Below are 23,284 nucleotides of genomic sequence, written 5' to 3' on the forward strand. Positions count from 1 at the left end.
GTCGACGGGCGTAATACTCACGTATTCGTTTCGTTCATACCCGAATCACGCTCACTGGTGGGCTGGTTAGACTAGAGGGGCGCTTTCCCGTTTCTATTCGCGCCACAAATCTAGGAGATGTCATGCCCGTCGCAACCCCGGAACAGTATGCAGAAATGCTCGACAAGGCAAAAGCCAAGGGCTTTGCATACCCCGCGTTCAACGTTTCGAGCTCACAGACGCTCAACGCTGTTCTTCAGGGACTGACCGAGGCTGGTTCTGACGGCATCATCCAGGTCACTACTGGTGGTGCTGACTACTTCGCAGGTCACACCGTGAAGGCACGTGCAACCGGTGCACTCGCATTCGCGAAGTTCGCTCACGAAGTAGCAAAGAGCTACCCCATCACCGTGGCTCTCCACACCGACCACTGCCCCAAGAACGCTCTTGATGACTTCGTTCTTCCTCTCATCGCAGCTAGCGAAGAAGAGGTCAAGGCTGGCCGTAACCCCATCTTCCAGTCACACATGTGGGACGGTTCCGCTGTTCCTCTGGCGGAGAACCTTGAGATCGCTCAGATGATGCTCGAGAAGACCAAGAACATCAACGCCATCCTCGAGGTCGAGATCGGTGTTGTCGGTGGCGAGGAAGACGGCGTCTCTCACGACATCAACGACAGCCTCTACACCACCATCGAAGACGGCATCAAGACCGTTGAGGCTCTGGGCCTGGGCGAAAACGGTCGCTACATGGCTGCGATGACCTTCGGTAACGTCCACGGCGTCTACAAGCCCGGTAACGTCAAGCTTCGCCCCGAACTCCTCAAGGAAATCCAGGAAGGCGTTGCGGCCAAGTTCGGCACCGCAGCTAAGCCTTTCGACCTCGTATTCCACGGTGGTTCTGGTTCAACTGACGCTGAGATTGCTGAAGCTGTTGCCAACGGTGTTATCAAGATGAACGTTGACACCGACACCCAGTACGCCTTCACCCGCTCTGTTGCAGACACCATGTTCCGCAACTACGACGGTGTGCTCAAGGTTGATGGCGAAATGGGTAACAAGAAGATCTATGACCCCCGCGCATGGGGCAAGCTCGCTGAGACTGCCATGGCAGCTCGTGTTGGTCAGGCAACTCACCAGCTCGGCTCTGCTGGCCACTCCGGCAAGTAAGACGTTCATTTCCATGGCAGAAACTCCTGAGAACACGCCTGCTTCCGAGACGGAAGATAAGGCTTCTCAGGTGACCCCTGCCGCACAGGAAAAGAACGTCAAGAAAGACAAGAACGATTCGAAGCAGGCTCCGACTCCCCTCACACCAGAGGAGAAGAAGGAGCGGAGCCTTGCTTTCGATCGCATGATCACCTGGGGTTTGATTTTTGTCGCGGTGTATTCGGTTTTCTCCGGCCTCGGCGACTACATCAACCCACGCAACTCGATGAACCTGCTCTATGACGAGCTCAACACCTTGAACCCCGCGTTCAACCTGGGCAACTTTGAGAACATCACCTTCGCCGTTCAAATGGGCTGGGTTGCCGTGACCATTCAGGCAGTTGTCTTGGCCATGGTGGTGTGGATTTCTCGTCAGCGCATGAAGGCAAAGAAGTTCGCCTGGTGGGTTCCAGTACTGGGTGCAGTGATTTCAAACGCATTGTCGACAGCATGCATCTTTATTGCGCTGTTTTCAGACCCTGGCTTTCAAGAGGGAATCAATTCCCTCATCAACGCCGGAAAGTAATTAAGAGCCGGCGCAGTTCGCTGGTTTTACTTTCCAGGGTAAACGATTGCTTTGAGCTGGCCTGCAGTCTTCCCTGCGTTGAGAGCATTTTCAACTTCGTTGAGCCCAAACCTGCCAGTGACCAAGATGTCGAGATCAACCTTGCCGCTGGACACCATCTCAATGGCAGTAGGCCAGGTGTTGGTGTAGCGGAAGACACCACTGATCCAGATCTCGCGGTTCTGGATGAACGAAATAGGCAGGCTGTACTCATCGTGACCGCCGCCGACCAGGATCACTCGACCCGCAGGACGCACAGCCAAGATGCCACCCTGCACGGCAGCCGGAGCACCTGATGCATCGATGAACGCATCAACTTCTAGACCCGCAAGCTCGTCAACGCGAGGATCCAGTGCCTTGGTTGCACCGTGCTTGAGAGCGAACTCACGACGGTCTTCAGCAACATCGGTGATGATGACTTCAGCCGCACCGAGTGCGCGAGCAGTCTGCGCCACGATGACACCAATTGGACCTGCACCGGCAATAAGTACGCGGCTACCCTTGCCCACTTCAGCACGCTCACATGCCCAGATGCCCACCGAGAGAGGCTCCATCAGGGCAGCAGCTTCGAAGGAAACGCTTTCTGGGATCTCGAAGGCGAACTTGGACTGGATAGTGACGTATTCGCAGAAGGCACCATCGATGGGTGGAGTTGCATAGAACTCGATGTCTGGGCACAGGTTGTAACGACCTGCGTTGCACTGGAAGCAGTCACCACAGGGACGCTGAGGCTCTACTGCGACGCGCTGGCCAATACGAGCTGGGTCAACATCAGAACCAACGGCAGTAATCACACCGGAAAGCTCGTGGCCCAAGATCAAAGGCTCCTCTACGACGTAGGGGCCAATCTTGCCGTGTGCGTAGTAGTGAACGTCACTTCCGCAGACGCCAACGGCTGCGACCTGAACGAGAACTTCATCCGCACGAACCTCAGGAACGTCGATCGTCTCAACAGCAATTTCGCCCTGCTTCTTCAGAAACGATGCCTTCATCTGGGTAGTCATGATGTTCTCTTACTTGTTGTGGGAAATGGTGTTGTCGTGCTGAATCAGCGGGTGTAGCTGGAAACGGTTTCGTGAGCACCGCGAGTGAACAAGGACTCGAGTGCCGCAAGATATGGAACGGTGAACTTCTCGTTCTCACTCAGATTTCCAAACAGCTGTTTGTTCTGAACGAATGCCAGGTGATTCTCTCGCTGCGAGAGCGCGATAGGAATGAGTTCATCTTTGAGGGGGTCAACCACATTGATAGGTTCACCCTGCTCGTCGACACCCTCGGCATAACGAGCCCAACTGGCCACAATGGCAGCAGAGAGCGTGACATCTCCTCCGCGAGCGAGCTGATCGTGAATGACAGGAACTAGCCACTTGGGGATACGGTCTGAGGACTCAGCACACAAGCGAGCAAGAGTGTCACGAACCTCAGGGTTTGAGAAACGCTCAATGAGCATGTGCTTGTAAGCAGTGAGGTCAATGCCAGGAACTGGGCGCAACGTAGGAGTTGCTTCCTTATCCATATAAGCCAGGAGGAAATTGGCGATTGCGGGATCTGCCAGGGCCTCGTGAGCAAAGCGGTAACCAGAGAGGTATCCAAAGTAGGTCAAACCCTGGTGGCTGGCGTTGAGAAGACGAAGTTTCATCAATTCATATGGCTCAACATCTTCCACGAGCTGGACGTCAGCATCTTCGAAAGGTGGGCGACCGAGTGGGAAATCATCTTCAATAACCCACTGGAAGAACGGCTCGGCTACTACCGGCCATGAGTCATTGAGCCCAGTGAGTTCAGCAACTTCAGCGATATCTTCAGGAGCTGTTACCGGCGTAATGCGGTCAACCATCGAGTTGGGGAATGCGACATTCTGCTCAATCCACTCACCCAGCTCAGCGTCCTTGAGCTTGGCAAAGGCGGTGAACATTTCCTTGGCTACGTGCCCGTTGCCTTGGATGTTGTCACAGGAAAGCACAGTGAACGCAGGGATGCCACGTTCACGGCGACGGCGCAGTGCTTCGGTCACAAAACCGAAAGCAGTGGAGGGAATTGCACCGTCCTTGAGATCGGCTGCAACGGCTGGTGTGGAGGCCATAAATTCGCCGGTTACACGATCAAAGTTGTATCCACCCTCAGTGATGGTGAGCGAGACAATACGCGTCTCAGGGTCTGCCATCTTTTCGATAACCGCTTCGGGGTCATCAGGAGCAAACATGTATTCACGAATGGAGCCGATAACTGAAGGTTCACGCACACCATCTGGGTGCTTGAGAACCAAGGTGTAAAGGCAGTCCTGCTCAGCGAAGATATCGCGGAGCTTCTTGTCGCCTTCGAGAAGACCAACACCACAGATGCCCCAGTCCAGAGCTTTACCGTCGTTCATAAGGCGGTTCAGCGTCATGGCCATGTGTGAACGGTGGAAACCTCCCACACCAAAGTGAACGATTCCCGTCTTCACAGCATCTAGGTCATAGCTCGGGGTGGGAACCCCGGGCTTAATCCCTGAGAGGGTGCTCTTGTTGAGGGTAGTCATGATCTGTTTGTCTCTGTTTGTTTCTGAGAACTACTTCACAGCACCCATGGCAAGGCCGCGCACGAGCTGCTTCTGAGCAGCCCATCCCGCGATGATGACGGGGAGAACAGCGATGGTCGACGCGGCAGAAAGTACTGCAAGGAACTGACCACGACCATCAACGAAGCTAGCCAGGAATGGCGGAGTGGTGCGTGCCGTATCCGTGGTTAGCAGCAGAGCCATGAAGTATTCGTTCCACGAGAAGATGAAACAAATCAGTGCGACAGCTGCAATACCTGGAATCACAATCGGAAGTACTACCTTGACCAGCTCGGTACGGAAGTTCGCACCATCGATCTGGGCAGCTTCGATGATTTCCATGGGAACTTCATTGAAGAAGGAGCGCATCATCCACACAGCAATGGGGAGGTTCATTGCGGCGTAGAGGAAGGTCAAAGCGGTGATGTTATCCAGCAGGCCGGTGAACTTCAGAATGAAGAAGATGGGCAGGATGGATGCTGCCACAGGCATGAAGCGAGTGGAAATAAAGAAGAACAGGGAGTCCTGAACCTTCTTGACCGGGCGAATGCTCAGTGCATACGCGGCAGGAATAGCCAGCAACAGCACAATCAGGGTTGACGAAATGCTGGAGGAGAACGAGTTCAACAAGAATGAACCCATGCCGCGGTCAAAAACAATCTGGAACTGATCCAGCGTGGGTGTAAAGAATAACTTGGGCGGAATAGAGGCCGCGTCGGCTTCTGACTTGAACGCCGTCATGAACATCCACGCAATGGGGAAGAAGAACAGCAGGACCAGAATCCAGGTGATGGTGGTGGTTAGCCCACTCTTGAAACGACGCATCAGCGGTCTCCTCCGTTCATGAATACCTTGAACAAAGTTCGAAGGGCGATAGTGGCAACAAGAATGGTGATGAATACGGTGACAACACCGAAGGCAGCTGCCTGGCCCACATCAAGACCAATGAATGCTCGTTCATAGAGCAGGTAGGACAGTGTCTTGGTGCCACCAGTTCCCTTGGTCATGATGGCGATGGGGTCAAAGACCTGCAGCAACATGATCGAGCCCAGCAGAGTAGCAATCTCGATGTATTGACGCATGTGAGGCAAGGTAATCCACTGGAATGTGCGGATAGCACCCGAGCCATCAACAGAAGCAGCTTCAAGGACATCCTTGCTCTGGCTCTGCAGACCTGCCAGCAGGATCAGCATCATGAAGGGGGTGAACTGCCAGGTCAACAACATGATGATGGTGACGGCAGGAAGATCCGTGTTCCATGCCACTGCAGGAAGACCGAGGCTAGTCAACGCGAAGTTGATCATTCCGACGTTGGCATCCAGCATGGACCACTTCCAGATCAGCGCTGCAGCAGCAGGCATGATCAGGAAGGGAGTAATGAGAAGTGTGCGAGCAATAGCTTGACCGGGGAATTTACGGTCAAGAAGAATGGCAAATCCGAGGCCAAACAACAGGGACAGGACGACAGAAGATCCTGTGATGAGCACTGTTGCTCCGAGGGATGAGAGGAAGTCTGGGCCAGTGAACACAGTCACATAGTTGGCAAACCAGTTGAAGCCGACCTCGTTGGGGTAGAGCTGGTTCCAGTTGAGCATCGAGAAGTAGATCGTGACCAAGAAGGGAATCTGGGTCAGGACCAAAGCGAAAATCAGTGCGGGGAGAATCAGCGAGCGTGAAAGTCGTACTTTCTTCTTCTCTGCTGCGCCTACCGGTGGCACTGCTTGTGCGCCTGGCTTCTGAGCGATGGTCGTCATGGTTGTTCTTTCTCGTCGTTGAGGGGGTGGAAACCCGGGACCGGTCAGGTGAGTGACCGGCCCCGAGTTGAGTTGCCTAAGAAGTTATTACTTCTTGTGGGCGTCTCCAGCCTTCTGAGCGATCTCCTGGCCCTTGTTCAGAGCCTCTTCGACCGAGATGCGGCCCGCGATTGCGTCAGCTACGAGCTGTGCAACCTGGTTTCCGACATCCTGGAACTCAGGAATGGTTACGTACTGGATACCAACCCATGGCTGTGGGTTAACACCAGGCTGCGATGGGTTCACTGCGCTCATGACCTCAAGGGTGATGGGTGCGAATGCTGCAGCAGCTTCCTTGTACTCAGGGATTTCGTAGGTTGAGATACGAGCCCCTGGAGGTACGCGGGTCCAGCCGAGAGTCTTACCAACGAGCTGCTGGTAGTCCTTAGAAGTTGCCCACAGTACGAACTTGTCTGCAGCTTCCTTGTTCTTGGAGGACTCGGGAACTGCGAGGTTCCACGACCAAAGCCATCCGGACTCAGCGGTCTTGTAGGTAGGAGCGTGAGCGTAACCCATCTTGCCTGCAACCTTAGAGGTCTTAGCGTCCTCGAGGATCGATGCAGCTACAGATGCGTCGTACCACATAGCGGTCTTACCCTCCTGGAGAAGGTTAAGGCACTCGGTGAACGAGTAGGAAACGGGGTCAGCCTGACCTGCGCTTGCGAGGAGGTCCTTGTAGAAGGTAACTGCCTCGGTGAACTCAGGAGAGTTAACCTGTGCGTCCCAGTTCATGTCGTACCAAGAACCACCGAAGGTCTGAACAACAGTGGTGAGAGGTGCGAACAGGTCACCCCAACCAGGCTTGCCGCGGAGGCAGATACCCGAGTCAGCGATGCCCTGGTCCTTGACAGCCTGAGCTGCAGCAGCAACTTCCTGCCAAGTTGGGTTGTTAGAGATGGTAACGCCTGCAGCAGCAAGCATTTCCTTGTTGTACATGAGGATGGAAGACTCACCGTAGAAAGGCACTGCGTACTGCTTGCCATCTACAGAAAGTGCTGCACGGACGGGAGGAAGAATGTCCTCGACGTCGTAGGTAGCGTCAGCCTTGAGCGCAGGAGTGAGGTCCTGCAGCCAGCCGTTTGCGCCCCACTGTGGAACTTCGTAAGCACCAACGGTGACGATGTCGTACTGACCCGCACCGGAAGCGACGTCAGCGGTAACAGCGGCACGAAGGTCGCCTTCTTCCATCTGAACGAAGTTGACCTTGATACCTGGGTTGTCAGCTTCGAACTGGCCCTTGAGCTCTTCCATGTCCTTCATCTGTGGGTTGCTTACAGTTGCGAGCGTCAGAGTGACGTCCTGCTTAGCTCCACCAGCACCTGAACAGCCTGTGAGTGCGAGTGCCGAGGTGGCGAGGATCGCGCTCAAAGCAAGTGCACGCTTTTTAGTCAAAAGCATTGATACTCCTTTGTTGTCGTTGCTATTTACTTACTTGGTGTTCGCCATACCGACCTGGCTAAGAAAAGTTGCCTTCACCCAGAAAGGGAGAGAGTTTCGGAAGCACATCACACCAAAGAGTTGAAATGAGTGAAGACAAATTTTCCTGAGTTGAATGTACGAAAGAAACTGCTGAACGCAAACCGAAATCCACCCCCACTGACATGTACTTCTGATACTTTTTTGCCAAAGCGAACTAATGCTTTTTTGCCACCCTTTTTGACCCCCTTCGCAGCTCTCTCAACTTCCGCTTGTTTACAGGGGAAAACGGGGGTAGATTGGCCTTTAACGAGATGCCAATGGAGGCCCCCTTGAGTGAGCGTGTTATAAAACCGTTACTTTCTGGAGACACTCGCCCAGCCACAATCGCTGAGGAAATCCTCACCCTTAGCCCCTATCGCGAAGTGATTCCACTTCAGCCGAACGAGTCATTCCGCTTCCTTAACCACGACTACCCCAGCGAGATTGCTCGTTGGCAATATCACCCCGAGTTTGAGATCCACCTCATCCGTGAAGGCACCGGAAGCTTCATCATTGGAGACACCGTTGGTGCCTTCACCGCAGGCCAGGTTTATCTCATGGGATCTGGTCTCCCCCACGACTGGATGAGCGATCTAGAGCCTGGACAAGTTATTCGTAACCGTGATGCAGTAATCCAGTTCGAACGTGAATGGCTGGCCAAGTGCTCAGAAACAATCCCTGAAATTGCGGACACACGACACTTGCTCCAAGAGTCCAGTCGAGGAATTCTCTTCACAGGCGAGACGGCCGAAAAAGCAGCCATTGAAATCGAAGCAGTAGGCGTGACTGAAGGAATCGCTCGCATTGCTCATCTGATGAACATTCTTTCCCTGATGGCTAATGCTCCCGCGGATGAAAAAGAACTCATCGCTAACGAGTGGTACACCGAGCCCAGCAGCCGAGATGAAGCAACTGCTGCCGATACCGGTATTGCCTACATCTTCGAAAACCTCAGATCCAATATCCGCATGTCAGAAGCAGCGCGACTGGCGGCAATGTCCGAGCCGACATTCTCCAAGTACTTCAGAAAGGTCAGCGGCCTGACCTTTAGCGACATGGTGAAGAAACTGAGGATCGCTCACGCTTGTCGCCTACTTGAGCAAACAGATAAAGCTGTCTCTGCAATCGCAGAAGACTCTGGCTATACAAACCTGGCGAACTTCAATAAGCAGTTCTTATCTGAAGTGGGCATGACGCCTCGTGAATATCGCAACCTCGATGAGGCCGACCGTCCAGGCGCCAAGGTGTTGAGCTTAGGAACGAAGGCTCCTACTTCTTACTAAGAAGCACGCTTAGGTCGAAGTTCCTTCGGCAGCGAGAAGATGAGATCTTCTTCTGCCGTCTTCACTTCTTGAATCTCGGTGAATCCACCCGAGGCCAGAACTTCAAGAACATCCTGAACGAGTTCTTCCGGAACTGAAGCACCGCTGGTGACTCCGACGGAAGAAACGCCCTCGAACCATTCCTGCTTGATTTCATCTGCGAAGTCCACGCGGTAGGAAGCCTTGGCGCCGTATTCGAGGGCAACCTCAACCAGGCGCACAGAGTTCGATGAGTTAGCTGAGCCCACCACGATCACGAGGTCTGATTCTGCAGCGACCTTCTTGATGGCAACCTGACGGTTCTGGGTGGCATAGCAAATGTCATCACTTGGAGGATCTTGCAGGTTGGGGAAGCGCTCACGCAGCAGGCGAACGGTCTCCATGGTCTCGTCCACGCTGAGCGTGGTTTGAGACAACCAGACAACCTTGTCGGGGTCTTTGACCTCAATGTGTGGAACGGCGTGGGGACCGTCCACGATGGTGACGTGGTCGGGAGCTTCTCCAGCAGTGCCTTCTACTTCTTCGTGACCTTCGTGCCCAATGAGCAAGATTTCAAAGTCGTCACGAGCAAAGCGCACCGCTTCACGGTGAACCTTAGTCACCAGCGGACAGGTGGCATCAATAGCCTGCATGTTGCGAGCTTCTGCTTCAGCCACCACCGCTGGTGAGACGCCGTGAGCGGAGAAGACGAGGTGTGAGCCTTCGGGAACTTCGTCAACTTCGTCGACAAAGATAGCGCCGGCTTCTTCAAGGGTGGTGACCACGTGCTTGTTGTGAACGATTTCCTTGCGCACGTAAACAGGAGCACCAAAAGTTTCGAGGGCCTTCTCAACGGTGATGACCGCACGGTCAACACCGGCGCAGTAGCCGCGAGGAGAAGCCAAGAGCACACGCTTGGGCTCGGGGGAAGGAAGTTCCACCAGAGTGATTTTGGGACGGGGGACGCGGGGCATGCCCAGACCAATATTCGTTGCGCTCACGTGTTCAAGTGTAGGTGACGAGGGTGAGAGTTTGTCCGGAGTCTCGACTACCGTAGAAGGTATGAGTGAAGAGGCATCGACCCCGGAAGATCCGTGGCCCATTGCTGCCCTCACCACCAAGCTCAAGGCCTACCTCGATCGTCTCGGTCTGGTGTGGGTTGAGGGTGAAATTACTCAGTGGGATCAGCGCTCTTCCGGCATCTTTGGCAAGCTCAAGGACCTCACCGAAGACTCCACCATGGGCTTCACCATTTGGTCCAATGCCCGCACAAAGATGCCCGACGACATCAAACAAGGCGACCGCGTTATTGCCTTGGTCAAGGTTGACTTCTGGAAAAAGAACGGCAACCTCGGCCTCAACATCCTCGAGCTGCGTCACGTAGGCCTCGGTGACCTTCTGGAGAAGCTGGAGCGCTTACGCGCACAGCTCGCCAAAGAAGGTCTCTTCGATGCTGACCGTAGGGTTCCACTGCCCTTCTTACCTCAGTGCATTGGTTTGATTACCGGTCAAGACTCTGATGCCGAGAAGGACGTGCTCAAGAACGCCCACCTGCGCTGGCCACAGGTGGAGTTCAAGGTCATCCACACCAAGGTGCAAGGCGACCAGACAGTTCCTGAAGTTATTGCCGCTATTCAGAAACTTGATGCAGACCCTGAAGTCGATGTCATCATCGTTGCCCGCGGTGGTGGAGACTTCCAGAACCTGCTCCCCTTCAGCGATGAGAAGCTCGTCCGTGTAGCTGCTGCCTGCGTCACTCCCCTGGTCAGTGCCATCGGCCATGAGGCCGATGCTCCGCTTCTGGATAATGTGGCCGACCTCCGCGCCTCCACTCCTACCGATGCTGCCAAGCGCGTCGTTCCCGACGTGGGTGAAGAATTGGCACGCGTAGCCGATGCGCGCAGCCGCATTAGCAACCGCGTGACTGCTTTCCTGACCGGAGAACTTGATCGCTTGGAATCCCTGCGTTCACGCCCCGTGTTGGCAGATGCGGACTGGATCATCTCGACTCGCGCTGAAGAGATCGTGCGCAACGTTCAGCGCGGTTCTGACCTGGTCGACCGCGCCCTGCACAATGCCGCGCAGGAAACGCTGTCACTCAAGACTCAACTGCGAGCGCTGTCACCACAGCAGACGCTGGACCGCGGCTACGCCATTGCGGTCTTACCGAATGGCAAGGTAGCTCGCTCCGCGAAGGATGCACCCGCACAGACTGAATTCGCCCTCACCCTGGCAGAGGGCACTATCGACGCGGTTTCGGCCGGTCCACGGAAGGTAGAATCGTAACTATGGCAGCACCAGTAGATGTCTCGAAGCTCAGCTACGAAGACGCACGTAATGAACTTGTTGCTGTTGTTTCTCAGCTGGAGCAGGGAAGCCCCACGCTCGAAGAGACTCTTGCTCTCTGGGAACGTGGCGAAGCACTTGCCAAGCGCTGCGAGGAGTGGCTCGTTGGCGCCAAGGAGCGCCTCAATGCTGCCCGTGCCGGACTAGATTCAGGCGCTGCCGCCGAATGAGCAAAAAGCCCAAGATTGTTGCCGAGCTAGGTCGTCCTGAGACACCAGCGGAAACTGCTGCTCGTAAGGCAGAGAATTCCAGGCTGTATAAATCTCGCAAGACCATCAACAACCTGGTCTATTCGCTCCTCGTGACTGTGGGATTGGTCGCTGTAATTTATTTCCTAGTCCCCCGCGCTGATGGTGAGCCCAACTGGCAAGTTGACTATGTTGCCCAGAGTGAAATTGCCTCAAAATCGCTAGGTGAATCCCTCCTCGTTCCTGCAATGCCTGAACAGTGGCGAGCTAACGCAGCAGAGCTGCGTAATGCCACCAACGGGCAGGTCACCAGCTGGTATATCGGCTTCATTACTCCGAGCGATAAGTTCATCGCTTTCAATGAAGCCTTTGATGCCAACGAGACCTGGGTTGCCAACGAACTCAAGGATTACCCCGCCACCGGTACCGTCACGATTGATGGCCAGCAATGGACCGTCTATGACAATCGGTCCATGAATGATGCCGGAAATGTTGAGTACGCCATGGTGACCACACTGGGACGTTCCACTGTTGTCCTCTATGGCACTGCTGACGATGCAGAATTTGAACAACTTGCCACGTCGATCACGGCTGACCTGAGGAGTGAGCAATGACCCGAATAACTCCTGCAAAGGCCTGGGCTGAAATGGCGCGGGGAAACGAACGTTTCGTTTCCGGCGCCCCTGCTCACCCTCGCCAAGATGTTGACCGCCGTGCCGAGCTCGTGGATGAACAGCGCCCCACTTCGGCGCTCTTTGGCTGCTCTGACTCTCGCCTTGCAGCGGAAATCATCTTTGATAAGGGCTTGGGCGACCTGTTCGTAGTTCGTAACGCGGGTCAGATCATCTCTGACTCAGTCGTTGGTTCTCTCGAATACGCCGTGGGTGTTCTCGAAGTTCCCCTCATTGTTGTTCTCGGCCACGACAACTGTGGTGCCGTCAACGGCGCCATCAACATGCTGGGTCCTGACTCCACTCCCCTGCCTCCCCACATTGAGGCACTTGTTTCACGTATCGTTCCGGCCATCCGCCGCGTTGCGGGCAAAGCAGGGCTGTTTGCCCCAGATGGTTCGCTGAACCCGGAACAGGTCGATGCTCTGGCAGTAGGCCGCGAACACCTCCGTGACACCATTGCAGAACTCATGGAAAGCTCTGAGCTGATTACTCAGGCCATTGCTGAAGGTAATCTCGCCATTGTGGGAGCCAACTACCGTCTAGGTCAGGGTGTCGTACAGCCTGACGTTGTCGTCGGCGACATCGGCGTCTAAGTCTTTTCCCCCTTCACCCACGCAAGGAAGCGCTCATGGCACAGAACAAAGATTTCCGTATCGAGCACGACACCATGGGTGAGGTGCTCGTTCCCATCAATGCCCTCTATGGCGCACAGACTCAGCGCGCGGTGGAGAACTTTCCCATCTCGGGCACCACTCTTGAGCCCGCTCACATCGCTGCACTCGCTCAGATCAAGAAGTCAGCGGCACTGGCCAATGCCGAACTGGGCGTTCTGAACCAGAAGATCGCTGACTCTATTGCCTGGGCCGCTGACCAGGTCATTACCGGCAACTATGACGACCAGTTCCCCATCGACATCTACCAAACAGGTTCTGGCACCAGTTCCAACATGAACATGAATGAGGTGCTGGCCACCCTCGCCTCGGGCAAGCTCAAGAAACCCGTTCACCCCAACGACCACGTGAACTGCTCACAGTCTTCTAATGACGTCTTCCCCACCTCTGTTCACGTAGCCGTGACGAGTGCGCTTCTGAAAGACCTCATTCCTGCCTTGGAATATCTCGCCAAGTCATTGGAGAAGAAGGCCAAGAAGTGGGCCACCGTGGTGAAATCTGGCCGCACACACCTGATGGATGCCACTCCTGTGACGCTCGGCCAAGAATTCGGTGGCTATGCAGCCCAGATTCGTCTCGGCATTGAGCGCATCAAGGCTGCATTGCCTCGTATTGCCGAAGTCCCCCTGGGCGGCACGGCCGTGGGAACCGGCATCAACACTCCCAAGGGCTTCCCCCAGCTGGTGATCAAGAAGCTGGCCAAAGAAACCAAGCTTCCCATCACCGAAGCACGTGATCACTTCGAAGCTCAAGCCAACCGCGATGGCCTGGTTGAAGCCTCCGGCGTGCTGCGCACCATCGCGGTGTCACTGACCAAGATCTGCAACGACATTCGCTGGATGGGCTCCGGTCCCAACACCGGCCTGGCCGAGATTCACATCCCTGACTTGCAGCCTGGTTCCTCCATCATGCCCGGCAAGGTGAATCCAGTTGTTCCGGAAGCAGTGCTTATGGTCTGCATGAAGGTCATTGGTAATGACTCCACCGTTGTGATGGGTGGGGCATCCGGTTTGTTCGAGCTCAACGTGGCCATCCCCGTGATGGGGAGTGCTGTTCTCGAGTCGATCCGCCTACTCTCCTCCTCCACACACATCCTGGCTGACAAGACCATCAATGGTCTCGAGGCGAACGTGAAGCGCGCTCGTGCAATGGCAGAGTCCAGCCCGTCCATCGTGACGCCACTGAACAAATACATTGGCTACGAAGCCGCGGCCAAAATTGCCAAGCATGCTGTTGCCACCGGCAAGACCATCCGAGAATCAACCATTGAGTTGGGCTTCGTTGATGGCAAGAAGCTCACCCTCGAACAGCTCGACAGCGCACTGGATGTGCTGTCAATGACCCACCCCTAAGGATTCCCATGAAATACACGAAGCTTCGTGACCTCACCGTTTCTCGCATCGGCTTGGGCTGCATGGGCATGTCCCACCTCTTCACCGGTAAGGATCAGCCCGACGAGGTTCACATTGCCACCATTCACCGCGCACTCGAGCTTGGTGTGACCTTCTTTGACACTGCTGAGATCTACGGTCCTTTCAAGAACGAAGTTCTGGTGGGTAAGGCCCTGAAGGCACACCGTGATGAGGTTGTCATCGCCACCAAGTTCGGCATGATGACGGGCGAGGGTGAAGAGCGAAAGCTTGGTTTCGACAGCTCCCCCGCCAACATTCGTTATGCCGTTGAGCAGTCGTTAAAGCGTCTCGACATGGACTACATCGATCTCTACTACCAGCACCGTATCGATAAGAACGTGCCCATAGAAGACGTCATTGGCACGCTCAAGGAACTCATCGACGAAGGCAAGATTGGCCACATCGGCCTCTCCGAGGCTGGCCAAGCCAACATTCGCAAGGCAAATGCCGTCCACCCCATCACAGCGCTGCAGTCGGAGTATTCACTCTGGACCCGCGATGGTGAGGATGGAACCCTTGAGCTACTCGCTGAGCTCGGTATTGGCTTTGTGCCCTATTCGCCACTCAGCCGAGGCATGCTCAGCGGCAAGATCACCACACTGGACAAGTTCGATGAGGACGACTGGCGCCTGACAAACCCTCGCTTCCAGCCCGAGGCTTTTGAAAAGAACAAAGAGATTCTCGGCGAAGTTACCAGCATTGCTGCCGAAGTTGGCTGCACCCCAGCGCAGTTAGCGTTGGCGTGGTTGTTGGCCAAGGGTGCTGACTGGGCACCCATTCCAGGAACTGTGCGCATTAGCCACCTCGAAGAGGACCTCGCTGCTGTGGACGTGGAGCTCACCACTGAACAGGTTGCACGACTCGACAAGGTGACCCAGCCCGTTGGTGGACACCACAACGAGGCACAAATGAAGATGTTGGACCGCGAGGTTTAGTCATGACGCGCATTGCAGTAATTGGAGCCAGCGACGCTGGCTTACGCCTGGGCGTCGCACTTCAGGCTGCCGGTGCTGAGGTGGTGGGATTTGAATTAGCTCCTGCCGAGTACGTGCCCATTCCTCAGGCAAGCAGCATCACAGAAGCAGCCAGTGCAGATGTGGTGCTGAATTTCGTTGCTCCACATCTCGCCGAAAAGACAGCACAAGAGTTTGCTCCCCAGCTGCAATCTGGTGCCATCTACGCAGATTTCACCGCGGGAACTCCCGAGCTCAAAAAGCGCCTAGCACAGCTGTTTCCTGAGCAAGCGTACGCAGATGCTGCCCTCCCCGCCTCTGGAAATATTGAAGCTTCTGGTTCTGCCGCTCACGCACTCTTTGTCGCACTGACCAACCTCAAGATTGCTGTAACGGTGATCTCTGATGTTCCTGGCGACGCTGCCGCACGCACTCTGATTCGCACACTGCTGAGCAATGGCCTGGCCGAAGTTGTGGCGGATACTCTCTGGGCAGCAGAAAGCCTGGGAATTGAAGAATGGGCGTGGAAAGACATCCAGGCCGAACTCACCTCTTTCAATGCAGACGCTGCCCAATCACTCATCGACGACGCTGCCCACAACTTCAAGCGCCACCAGATTGCGATGCAAGATGTGGTCGAGCTGTTAGCCAGCAGTGGCTATGACAGCACCATGATTGCGCCTATCCAGTTCACCCATGGCCGGATCATGCATGGAAAGAAGATTCCTTATAGCAAGGCGCCCACGAATAAGTGGAAGAAGTAACCCGGCTTAAGTGAAGAATCCCCGCATTTGAACTGTCCCCCGAAAGTTGGACAGGATAAATACTAGGCGGCTTCTAACTGAAGGGCATGGTTCCGATATTGCATCGGGGTCATGCCCTTCAGTCGTTCTTGTAGACGATCTCTGTTATACCAATCGATGTATTCCTCAATTTCTTCGATGAGTTCGTTGACGGTGTTGAATCTTTCACCATGGAACATTTCTGTTTTGAGGTGTCCGAAGAAGTTCTCGATCAGGGCGTTGTCATAACAGTTTGCTTTGCGGGACATGGATTGGATAGCGCCATGTTCTTCCAACAGTTCACGCCACGAGTGGTGTTGGTAGTGGAATCCTTGATCTGTGTGAACGAGTAGTCCGGCAGCTGGTTGTTCACGTTCAAACGCGTCTTTCAGGCTCCGTGACGTCAATCCGGTATTCGGTGAGGTTCCTGTTTTGAAGCTCACGATTGCATGATCGAACAGGTCATAGATCGCTGAGAGATACACTTTCTGGTTTCCCACCCGGAATTCGCTCACGTCACTGACCCATTTCTGGTTTGGTGCTGTTGCGTCGAATTCTCTGTTGAGATGGTTCGCTGCGATATGAGAAATCGTGCCTTGATAGGAGTTGTATTTGCGTTTGATGCGCACTTTCGATTTCAGGCCTAACTGTTTCATGAGTTTATAAACCAGCTTCTTCCCCACTTGCCAACCATGTTGAGTTAGATGCAGCCAGATTCTGCGATGGCCATATCGTCTCTTTTTTGCGAAGAAGACTGTGACGATGACTGCTTTGAGGAAGGCATGCCGGTCAGGCGCATCAAGCCGGGCGAGGTGGTAATAATAGGTCGACCTTGCCATCTGCGCTGCGGCGAGGAGATCGTCAAGGGCGTGATCGGACTTGAGGGAGGAAATCACCTGGACCTTTAGGCGTGTCCTTGGTTCCTCAAGTCCCGCAATTTTTTTAGATACGCGTTCTCTGCTTCAAGGCGTTTAACTTGTTGGCGCAGCCGGTCTTCTTCGCTGGAAACTTCCTGGTTTTGAACCGAACCAAAAGGCCTGCCCTTAGGTTTGGGCATCAACGCCTCATCACCGCCTGCTCGCCATTGACGAGCCCATGCGGTCACAAGCTGAACAGAACTTAACTGAAACTCTGCCGCGAGTTCCATCTTTGTCGCACCGGCAAGAAAACGTTCGACTACTTCTTTTTTGATTTCAAAAGAGAAAGTACTTTTGGTTTTGCTTTGCATAAGACAAAGCCTGCCATGAAGCATCCACTTGCGATGGAACTGTTTCGAGGCGTCAACGGAGAAACCTAAACGGTTAGCGGCGGCAACATAACCGAAGCCGGTTTCGAAGAGATCAACGAGCTGTTCTCGTTGAGGTGTTGTGAGTGAACTATTTGGTTGCAAAGAAATACTCCCCAGAAATTGGATACTGATTAATCAGTCCAACTTTTGGGGAGCAGTTCAATTGCTGCGGGGATTCTTTTGTTGTGCCTGGAAGCGGCAGGTAGTTCTTAGTAGTCGAGCTGTTGCTGAAGTGCGTCGAGGACGATGTAGCAAGGAAGGACCTGCGCAACGCTGGCGTTGGGCTCGCGGCCTTCCTTGATTGCGGCAACGAACTCACGGTCCTGAAGCTCAATACCGTTCATAGAAACATCCACGTTGGAGACGTCAATGACTTCTTCCTTACCGGTGACCAGGTCGTCATAACGCGCGATGTAAGTTGCGGTGTCACCGATGTAACGGAAGAAGGTTCCCAGGGGTCCATCGTTATTGAACGAGAGCGAGAGGGTGCAGATCTTGCCAGTTTCGGTGGCGAGCTGGATGGACATGTCCATCGCAATGCCCAGCTCAGGGTGCTTGGGGCCCTGAATGGCGTTTGCCTTCACGATCTTCTCACCTGTTTGGTACTGGAACAGGTCCACGGTGTGAGCTGCGTGGTGCCAGAGCAGGTGGTCAGTCCACGAGCGTGGCTGTCCGAGTGCGTTCATGTTGGTGCGACGGAAGAAGTAGGTCTGCACGTCCATCTGCTGAATGTTGAATTCACCCGCAGTGATCTTGTTGTGAACGTACTGGTGGGAAGGATTAAAGCGGCGAGTGTGACCAGCCATCGCAATCAAGCCGGTTTCCTTCTGCACGTCCACGATGTCCTGAACTCCACGCAGGTTATCTGCCATGGGGATTTCCACCATGACGTGCTTTCCTGCACGCAGAGCCTCAATAGTCTGATCATGGTGCATCTGGGTGGGGGTGGCCAAGATGACGCCATCGAGGTCTGGCTGTGCCAGAAGCTCGGTGTAGCTATCAAAGCCCTTGTCTGCGCCATACTTCTCAGCGATTTCATCCGCCACGTTCTGACGGCTGTGGCCGACGTACTTGATGGTGGCATCAGGAATGTTGGCCAGCGCATCGAGGTGCTTCTGGCCGAAGGCACCGAGGCCAACAACAGCAATATTGACGGTCATGTTTAGTCTTCCTTGGGGGTCAAAATGAGGTGGCCAACTGAGGTGTTGGAGGCGGGAACGTGGTTGAAGCGGTAAACCTCGTTGACCTGGTCACCGAGAGCTCCACGCATGATGAGCCACATAATGAGCTCCACGCCTTCGGAGCCTGCTTCAATCATGTATTCGAGGTGTGGCTTGTATTGCAGCACTTCAGGCTGATTGATGAGGTCATCCATGAACTGGATGTCCCAGGGCAGGTTGATGAGTCCTGCACGAGCACCCTGGATCTGGTGGCTCATGCCACCGGTTCCCCAGATCTCAACCTTGAGGTCGCCGTCGAACTGCTCCACTGCACGCTTAATAGCCTTACCCAGCGCGAGACAACGCTCACCGGAGGGCTGAGGGTTCATCACGACGTTGACGGGCAAAGGAATGACCTTGGTGGGCCACTTGTCAGGGGTGCCATACATCAAGGACATGGGCACGGTCAGGCCGTGGTCCACTTCCAAGACGTTAAGCACCGTCATGTCGAAGTCATCGGTGATGAGTGAAGCAGCAACGTGTGTTGCCAGCTCCGGAGCACCTTCCACAACAGGAACGGGACGGGGGCCATAGCCCTCGTCGCAGATGGCGTAGCTATCTGCAATGCCGATCGCGAAGGTGGGCATGATCTCCATACCGAAGTAAGAAGCGTGGTCGTTGTAGACAATGATCGCCACATCAGCAGGGTTGTCTTTGGCCCACTGCTTGGAGAATTCGTAGCCATCAAACATGGGCTTCCAGTAGGCATCCTGTGTCTTACCGGAGTCCACAGCGTGGCCCACGGCAGGGACGTGACTGGTCGCAATACCAGCAACAATCTTCGCCATTATGCTTCGCCTCGTTCCTTCTTCGAGCGCCAGCCTTCGATGTTACGGCCGCCGTTAATCATCATTTCTTGATACTGCTCTGTGGTCATATCCGTCATGGTGCTCACGGCCTGAACATAAGAGAGCCCTTCCGAAGCAAAGATCTTGGACAGGAAGTAGACGTTGCCGCCCAGATCCAGCATCTTCTGGAAGTCACGGTCAATGACCGCCTGCTTTTGCTCTTCCGTCATGTCCCATTCGTCGAGGTAGGCACGGTTATCGGCCAAGAAGCGCTTACGGTTTTCCTCACTGCGCAGGCTCATGCAGAACTGGTTGAGGTGGAAACCTTGACGAGCCAACTCAATGGTGAAGATGGTTGTGCCAGGAATGTCCTTGTACTGCTCAAAGTTGGGCTTCATGATTAGCTCCAGTAGAGGGTGTTGGGGTTGGTGACAAGCAATTTGGTTTGCAGCTCAGGGGTAACTGCAATTGAGGGAACATAGTCAACCAAGATGCCGTCATCCGGCATCTCTGTCTTCATGTTGGGGTGTGGCCAGTCGGTGCCCCAGAGAACACGGTCAGGGAACTCCTCGACGATCTTCTTGGCGAAGGGAACAACATCTGCATACTCGGGTGAACCGCTCTTGGTGAGGCGGTCAGGGCAGCTGACCTTGCACCAGATGTCTTTGTTGCCACGCATGAAGTCGAGGAACATTTCGAACTCCTCATTATCCACGGGCTTGGTCACATCGGGACGACCCATGTGGTCAATGACGAGTGGAATGTTGAGTGAGTTGAAGAAGTCCTTCTTCTCCTTCAAGTCCGCAGGCTCGAAGTAGAGGACAACGTGCCAACCGAGAGGGCGGATCTTCTCAATGATTTCGCGGTAGTAGTCATCAGGCTTGGGATCAACCAAACGCTTGACGTAGTTGAAGCGCACCCCCCGCACACCGAGGTCGTGCATGCGCTGCAGTTCTTCGGCAGTGATGTCGGGCTTCACGGTGACAACACCGCGGGCTTTGCCGTTGGCACGCTCGAGAACATCCAGCAGTGCTGAGTTATCCGAACCGTGGCAGGTTGCCTGCACAACAACGTTCTTTTCAAAGCCAAGGAAGTCACGCAGTGCAAAGAGCTGTTCCCAGCTGGCATCGCAGGGGGTGTATTTGCGCTCAGGAGCGAACGGGAACACATCCCCAGGACCAAAGACGTGACAGTGCGCATCTACGGCACCTTCAGGAACAACAAACTTAGGCTTGCTGGGGTTGGGGTGCCAGTCGAGCCAGTCAGCATCCTTCACAAATGCGCTCACAGTCCACGCTCCTTCAGCTTGGCGTCCAGACGAGGGAAGACGGTGCGGGCGTTCTTGGAGAAGATGTTGGTACGTTCTTCGTCCGAGATCTTGGCGGCATCGATGTATCGCTTGGTGTCATCGAAGTACTGACCGGTCTGAGGGTCGATGCCACGAACGGCACCGATCATTTCAGAGCCGAAGAGTACGTTCTTGTTGTCGATGACATCGACCAACAGATCAATACCGGGCTGGTGATACACACAGGTGTCAAAGAACACGTTGTTCATGAGGTGAGTGTCCACGCTGGGCTGCTTGAGCATGTCAGCCAGACCGCGGTAGCGACCCCAGTGATACGGAACAGCTCCACCACCGTGAGGAATGATGAATCGCAGTGTGGGGAAGTCGCCGAACAGGTTGCCCTGCAGCAACTGCATGAAGGCAGTGGTGTCCGCGTTCATGTAGTGCGCACCAGTTGCGTGGAAGTTGTGGTTGCAGGACGCAGACACGTGAATCATGGCGGGAACGTCGAGTTCGACCATCTTCTCGTAGAGCGGGTACCAGAACTTGTCCGTCAAGGGAACGGTCTGCCACTGACCGCCGGAGGGGTCAGGGTTGAGGTTCACGCCAATGAAGCCGAGTTCATTGATGCAGCGTTCCATTTCCTTGATGGTCTCGGTCAGATCAGCACCAGGAGACTGGGGCAGCTGAGCAACACCGACGAAGTCTTCGGGGAACAGGTCAACCACACGCTTGATCAGGTTGTTGCAGGCAACGGTCCATTCGAGGCTGATGCGCTGGTCACCTTCATGGTGGCCCATCGCAGAAGCACGGGGAGAGAAGATGGTCAGATCCGAGCCGCGCTCCTTGATGAGCTTGAGCTGGTTCTGCTCAATGGTCTCGCGGATGATCTCGTCGGAGATCTCGGGGTATTCAGGGCTGGGCTGACCTGCTGCATAGGCTGCGAGCTGGTCAATGCGCCACTTGTTGTGTAGCTCAGGGGCCGTTGTGTAGTGGCCGTGGATATCGATGATCATGCGTTGTTCTCCCAAGCAGATTCGAGGACATAAATAGAACCCGACATGAGCATGCGGGCGGTGCGCAGCAGCGCAGACTTTGTCACAACAGGTGTTCCAGTGGAGTTATCAACTTCCATCTGGACGGTGAAGAACCCGGTGGGGTGCTCCACTTCTACCTCGAGGCTGGAACCGACGGTGTCTAGACCAGCAATCTGGGCAGCAACACTGCCCTCCAGCATGCAGGCAGTGGCAACAGAGACAGCACCCAGCACACCAATGCTTTCGTGCACACGGTGAGGAATGAAGGTTCGAGTGGAGAGCAAGCCACCGTCTTGCGCAGGGGCGAGCAAGCTCATCTTGGGCACGGTCTTGTTGGTGACGTCGCCTAAGTTCATGAGCGGACCCACGGCTAAACGAATCTCTTCCACGCGTGCCTTGAGCTCAGTGTTAGCCTCGAGCTCAGCAGGGGTTTCGTAGCCGGTGATACCGAAGTCAGAGGCATTTAAGCAGACAACGGGCATGCCGTTGTCGATGCAGGTCACCTGCACGCCCAAAACCTCATCCACCACATTGCCGGTGGGGAGCAGAGTGCCGCAGCTGGAGCCGGCAACATCTTCGAAATTGATGTTGATCGGAGCGTGAGTTCCAGGAACACCGTCAATGCGGGCAGTTCCTGCGTAGTTCACGACTCCGCCAGGAGTCTCCACAAAGGCCGTTGCCTTGGAGTCAGTGTTCTCCATATAGATCGCAACGGGGGTCACGCCGTCCGCAGCTAAAACGAGTCCCTTTTCTATAGCAAATGGCCCCACACCAGCCAAGATGTTGCCGCAGTTTTGTTGGTCACTGACTTCAGCGCGGTCGGGCCAGACCTGCAAAAACAGGTAGTCCACATCGATGCCGTCACGCTCGGACTTGGAAACAACCGCAACCTTGGAGGTCAGCGGGTGCCCACCACCCATGCCGTCAATCTCGCGCACATCAGGAGAGCCCATAGCGGCAAGGAGGAAAGTGTCCCGGGCAGCGCGATCTGAGGGCAGATCACTTGCGAGGAAGTAGAGGCCCTTTGACGTTCCCCCGCGCATAACCACACAGGGAACAGCAACCTGAGAGTTATTCACCCGCGTAGTCCTCGTAGACGAGTCCCTTAGCGGCGAGCTTCTCGCGCATGTTGTAAATGTCAAGACCTAGCTCACCAGCAGCGAGGCGCTTGCGCTTGCCTGCTTCCATGGCTTCACGTTCCTGGGCTGCCTTGAGAACCTTTTCGGCGTCTTCACGCTTGACCAAGCACACACCGTCAATGTCGGCCACGATGACGTCACCGGGGCGAACCAGCTGGTCTGCCATGAGAATCGGCGTCTGCACGTTCGCAATGGTTTCCTTGACGGTTCCCTGCGAGCTGATGGTCTTGGACCAGACGGGGAAGCCCATCTCGGTCAGGGTCGCAACGTCGCGCACACCGGCATCAATAACGAGACCTCGAACGCCGTGAGCCATCAGGCTCTCGGCGAGGAGGTCACCGAGGTAACCGTCGTCGCAAGGGCTGGTGGGGGTCACAATGAGAATGTCGCCAGGTTGTGCCTGCTCGACGGCAACGTGAATCATCCAGTTGTCACCGGGCGCAACTTCACAGGTGAGCGCGTTGCCAGCAATCATGGCGGGGAAGATGGGGCGCAGGCGACGGTTCAGCAAACCAATGCGTCCCTGTGCCTCGTGCACGGTGGCAGATCCGAGAGCGGCGAGGCCGTCCACAATCTCAAGTGGGGTTCGTGGTGTTCCTCGAACGACGCGTGCCATGATTCTCCTTCGAATTAACGCAAATATGCCTGATTACAG

The 23,284-nt window shown here is 55.0% G+C and carries 23 protein-coding genes and 1 pseudogene; 10 read left to right on the forward strand and 14 right to left on the reverse strand.

What is annotated here, in order from left to right:
* Window positions 1-122: 122 nt before the first annotated feature.
* Together fbaA and AURMO_RS06140 are read left to right on the forward strand one after the other, a co-directional pair.
* Window positions 123-1,148, forward strand: coding sequence for a class II fructose-bisphosphate aldolase (fbaA, locus tag AURMO_RS06135; protein ID WP_110234074.1), 1,026 nt, complete (start codon window positions 123-125; stop codon window positions 1,146-1,148).
* A 13-nt stretch (window positions 1,149-1,161) separates the two neighbouring features.
* Window positions 1,162-1,713 carry a DUF6264 family protein gene (locus AURMO_RS06140; protein ID WP_110234076.1) on the forward strand — a complete coding sequence of 184 codons (552 nt, stop codon included), beginning with the start codon at window positions 1,162-1,164 and terminating at the stop codon, window positions 1,711-1,713.
* A 26-nt stretch (window positions 1,714-1,739) separates the two neighbouring features.
* On the opposite strand, the gene AURMO_RS06145 is transcribed toward AURMO_RS06140, so the two are convergent.
* The 5 genes from AURMO_RS06145 to AURMO_RS06165 all read right to left on the reverse strand — a co-directional run bounded on the left by AURMO_RS06145 (window position 1,740) and on the right by AURMO_RS06165 (window position 7,482).
* Window positions 1,740-2,756, reverse strand: a complete 1,017-nt coding sequence (locus AURMO_RS06145) for an NAD(P)-dependent alcohol dehydrogenase (protein ID WP_110234078.1) — start codon at window positions 2,754-2,756, stop codon at window positions 1,740-1,742.
* Window positions 2,757-2,800: 44 nt separating this feature from the next.
* The gene (locus AURMO_RS06150; protein WP_110234080.1) at window positions 2,801-4,273 is read right to left on the reverse strand and encodes a mannitol dehydrogenase family protein; all 1,473 of its coding nucleotides are present in this window, start codon (window positions 4,271-4,273) and stop codon (window positions 2,801-2,803) included.
* A 30-nt stretch (window positions 4,274-4,303) separates the two neighbouring features.
* Window positions 4,304-5,116, reverse strand: coding sequence for a carbohydrate ABC transporter permease (locus AURMO_RS06155; protein ID WP_110234082.1), 813 nt, complete (start codon window positions 5,114-5,116; stop codon window positions 4,304-4,306).
* The gene (locus AURMO_RS06160; protein ID WP_110234084.1) at window positions 5,116-6,045 is read right to left on the reverse strand and encodes a carbohydrate ABC transporter permease; all 930 of its coding nucleotides are present in this window, start codon (window positions 6,043-6,045) and stop codon (window positions 5,116-5,118) included. The genes AURMO_RS06155 and AURMO_RS06160 overlap by 1 nt, the downstream gene beginning before the upstream one ends.
* An 87-nt stretch (window positions 6,046-6,132) precedes the next feature.
* On the reverse strand, window positions 6,133-7,482 hold the full coding sequence (locus AURMO_RS06165) for an ABC transporter substrate-binding protein (protein ID WP_110234086.1): 1,350 nt from the start codon (window positions 7,480-7,482) through the stop codon (window positions 6,133-6,135).
* Window positions 7,483-7,832: 350 nt separating this feature from the next.
* Here AURMO_RS06165 and AURMO_RS06170 point away from each other — a divergent pair, with 350 nt between their 5' ends.
* Entirely contained in the window at window positions 7,833-8,825 is a 993-nt protein-coding gene (locus AURMO_RS06170; RefSeq protein ID WP_239406809.1) for an AraC family transcriptional regulator, read from the forward strand.
* On the opposite strand, the gene AURMO_RS06175 is transcribed toward AURMO_RS06170, so the two are convergent.
* Window positions 8,822-9,817, reverse strand: a complete 996-nt coding sequence (locus AURMO_RS06175) for a 4-hydroxy-3-methylbut-2-enyl diphosphate reductase (protein ID WP_110234898.1) — start codon at window positions 9,815-9,817, stop codon at window positions 8,822-8,824. The two genes, AURMO_RS06170 and AURMO_RS06175, sit on opposite strands and share 4 nt — an antisense overlap.
* An 88-nt stretch (window positions 9,818-9,905) precedes the next feature.
* Between AURMO_RS06175 and xseA the strand changes: the two genes are divergently transcribed.
* From xseA to AURMO_RS06210, 7 genes are read left to right on the forward strand one after another with little or no spacing between them, the layout of a single operon-like run.
* Window positions 9,906-11,129, forward strand: coding sequence for an exodeoxyribonuclease VII large subunit (gene xseA, locus AURMO_RS06180; RefSeq protein ID WP_110234090.1), 1,224 nt, complete (start codon window positions 9,906-9,908; stop codon window positions 11,127-11,129).
* 2 nt (window positions 11,130-11,131) lie between these two features.
* On the forward strand, window positions 11,132-11,359 hold the full coding sequence (locus AURMO_RS06185) for an exodeoxyribonuclease VII small subunit (RefSeq protein ID WP_110234092.1): 228 nt from the start codon (window positions 11,132-11,134) through the stop codon (window positions 11,357-11,359).
* A complete protein-coding gene (locus AURMO_RS06190) occupies window positions 11,356-11,991 on the forward strand; it encodes a DUF4245 domain-containing protein (RefSeq protein WP_110234094.1) in 636 nt (211 codons plus the stop codon). Before AURMO_RS06185 ends, AURMO_RS06190 begins: the two co-directional genes overlap by 4 nt.
* Entirely contained in the window at window positions 11,988-12,644 is a 657-nt protein-coding gene (locus AURMO_RS06195) for a carbonic anhydrase (RefSeq protein WP_204163598.1), read from the forward strand. Before AURMO_RS06190 ends, AURMO_RS06195 begins: the two co-directional genes overlap by 4 nt.
* A 35-nt stretch (window positions 12,645-12,679) precedes the next feature.
* Entirely contained in the window at window positions 12,680-14,074 is a 1,395-nt protein-coding gene (locus AURMO_RS06200) for a class II fumarate hydratase (RefSeq protein WP_110234096.1), read from the forward strand.
* An 8-nt stretch (window positions 14,075-14,082) separates the two neighbouring features.
* On the forward strand, window positions 14,083-15,069 hold the full coding sequence (locus AURMO_RS06205) for an aldo/keto reductase (RefSeq protein WP_110234098.1): 987 nt from the start codon (window positions 14,083-14,085) through the stop codon (window positions 15,067-15,069).
* Between the two features lie 2 nt (window positions 15,070-15,071).
* Window positions 15,072-15,851, forward strand: a complete 780-nt coding sequence (locus tag AURMO_RS06210; protein ID WP_110234100.1) for an NAD(P)-binding domain-containing protein — start codon at window positions 15,072-15,074, stop codon at window positions 15,849-15,851.
* A 62-nt stretch (window positions 15,852-15,913) separates the two neighbouring features.
* On the opposite strand, the pseudogene AURMO_RS06215 reads toward AURMO_RS06210, so the two are convergent.
* The 8 genes and pseudogenes from AURMO_RS06215 to AURMO_RS06250 form a co-directional block, all read right to left on the reverse strand.
* Window positions 15,914-17,106 (reverse strand): annotated as a pseudogene (locus AURMO_RS06215) (IS3 family transposase); the annotation flags it as partial.
* A 260-nt stretch (window positions 17,107-17,366) separates the two neighbouring features.
* A complete protein-coding gene (locus tag AURMO_RS06220) occupies window positions 17,367-18,317 on the reverse strand; it encodes a Gfo/Idh/MocA family oxidoreductase (protein WP_110234101.1) in 951 nt (316 codons plus the stop codon).
* Between the two features lie 2 nt (window positions 18,318-18,319).
* Complete coding sequence (locus AURMO_RS06225; RefSeq protein ID WP_110234103.1) at window positions 18,320-19,165, reverse strand: class III extradiol dioxygenase subunit beta; 846 nt, start codon at window positions 19,163-19,165, stop codon at window positions 18,320-18,322.
* A complete protein-coding gene (gene ligA, locus AURMO_RS09055; RefSeq protein WP_110234105.1) occupies window positions 19,165-19,563 on the reverse strand; it encodes a protocatechuate 4,5-dioxygenase subunit alpha in 399 nt (132 codons plus the stop codon). The genes AURMO_RS06225 and ligA overlap by 1 nt, the downstream gene beginning before the upstream one ends.
* 2 nt (window positions 19,564-19,565) lie before the next feature.
* The gene (locus AURMO_RS06235; protein ID WP_110234107.1) at window positions 19,566-20,453 is read right to left on the reverse strand and encodes an amidohydrolase family protein; all 888 of its coding nucleotides are present in this window, start codon (window positions 20,451-20,453) and stop codon (window positions 19,566-19,568) included.
* Window positions 20,450-21,469 (reverse strand): amidohydrolase family protein, encoded by a 1,020-nt coding sequence (locus AURMO_RS06240; RefSeq protein WP_110234109.1) that lies wholly within the window; start codon window positions 21,467-21,469, stop codon window positions 20,450-20,452. The genes AURMO_RS06235 and AURMO_RS06240 overlap by 4 nt, the downstream gene beginning before the upstream one ends.
* Window positions 21,466-22,569, reverse strand: coding sequence for a 4-oxalomesaconate tautomerase (locus AURMO_RS06245; protein WP_110234111.1), 1,104 nt, complete (start codon window positions 22,567-22,569; stop codon window positions 21,466-21,468). Before AURMO_RS06245 ends, AURMO_RS06240 begins: the two co-directional genes overlap by 4 nt.
* A complete protein-coding gene (locus tag AURMO_RS06250; RefSeq protein WP_110234113.1) occupies window positions 22,562-23,245 on the reverse strand; it encodes a 4-carboxy-4-hydroxy-2-oxoadipate aldolase/oxaloacetate decarboxylase in 684 nt (227 codons plus the stop codon). Before AURMO_RS06250 ends, AURMO_RS06245 begins: the two co-directional genes overlap by 8 nt.
* Window positions 23,246-23,284 lie beyond the last annotated feature (39 nt).

This window comes from Aurantimicrobium photophilum (assembly GCF_003194085.1).
In the GTDB taxonomy this organism is placed as follows: Bacteria; Actinomycetota; Actinomycetes; order Actinomycetales; family Microbacteriaceae; genus Aurantimicrobium; species Aurantimicrobium photophilum.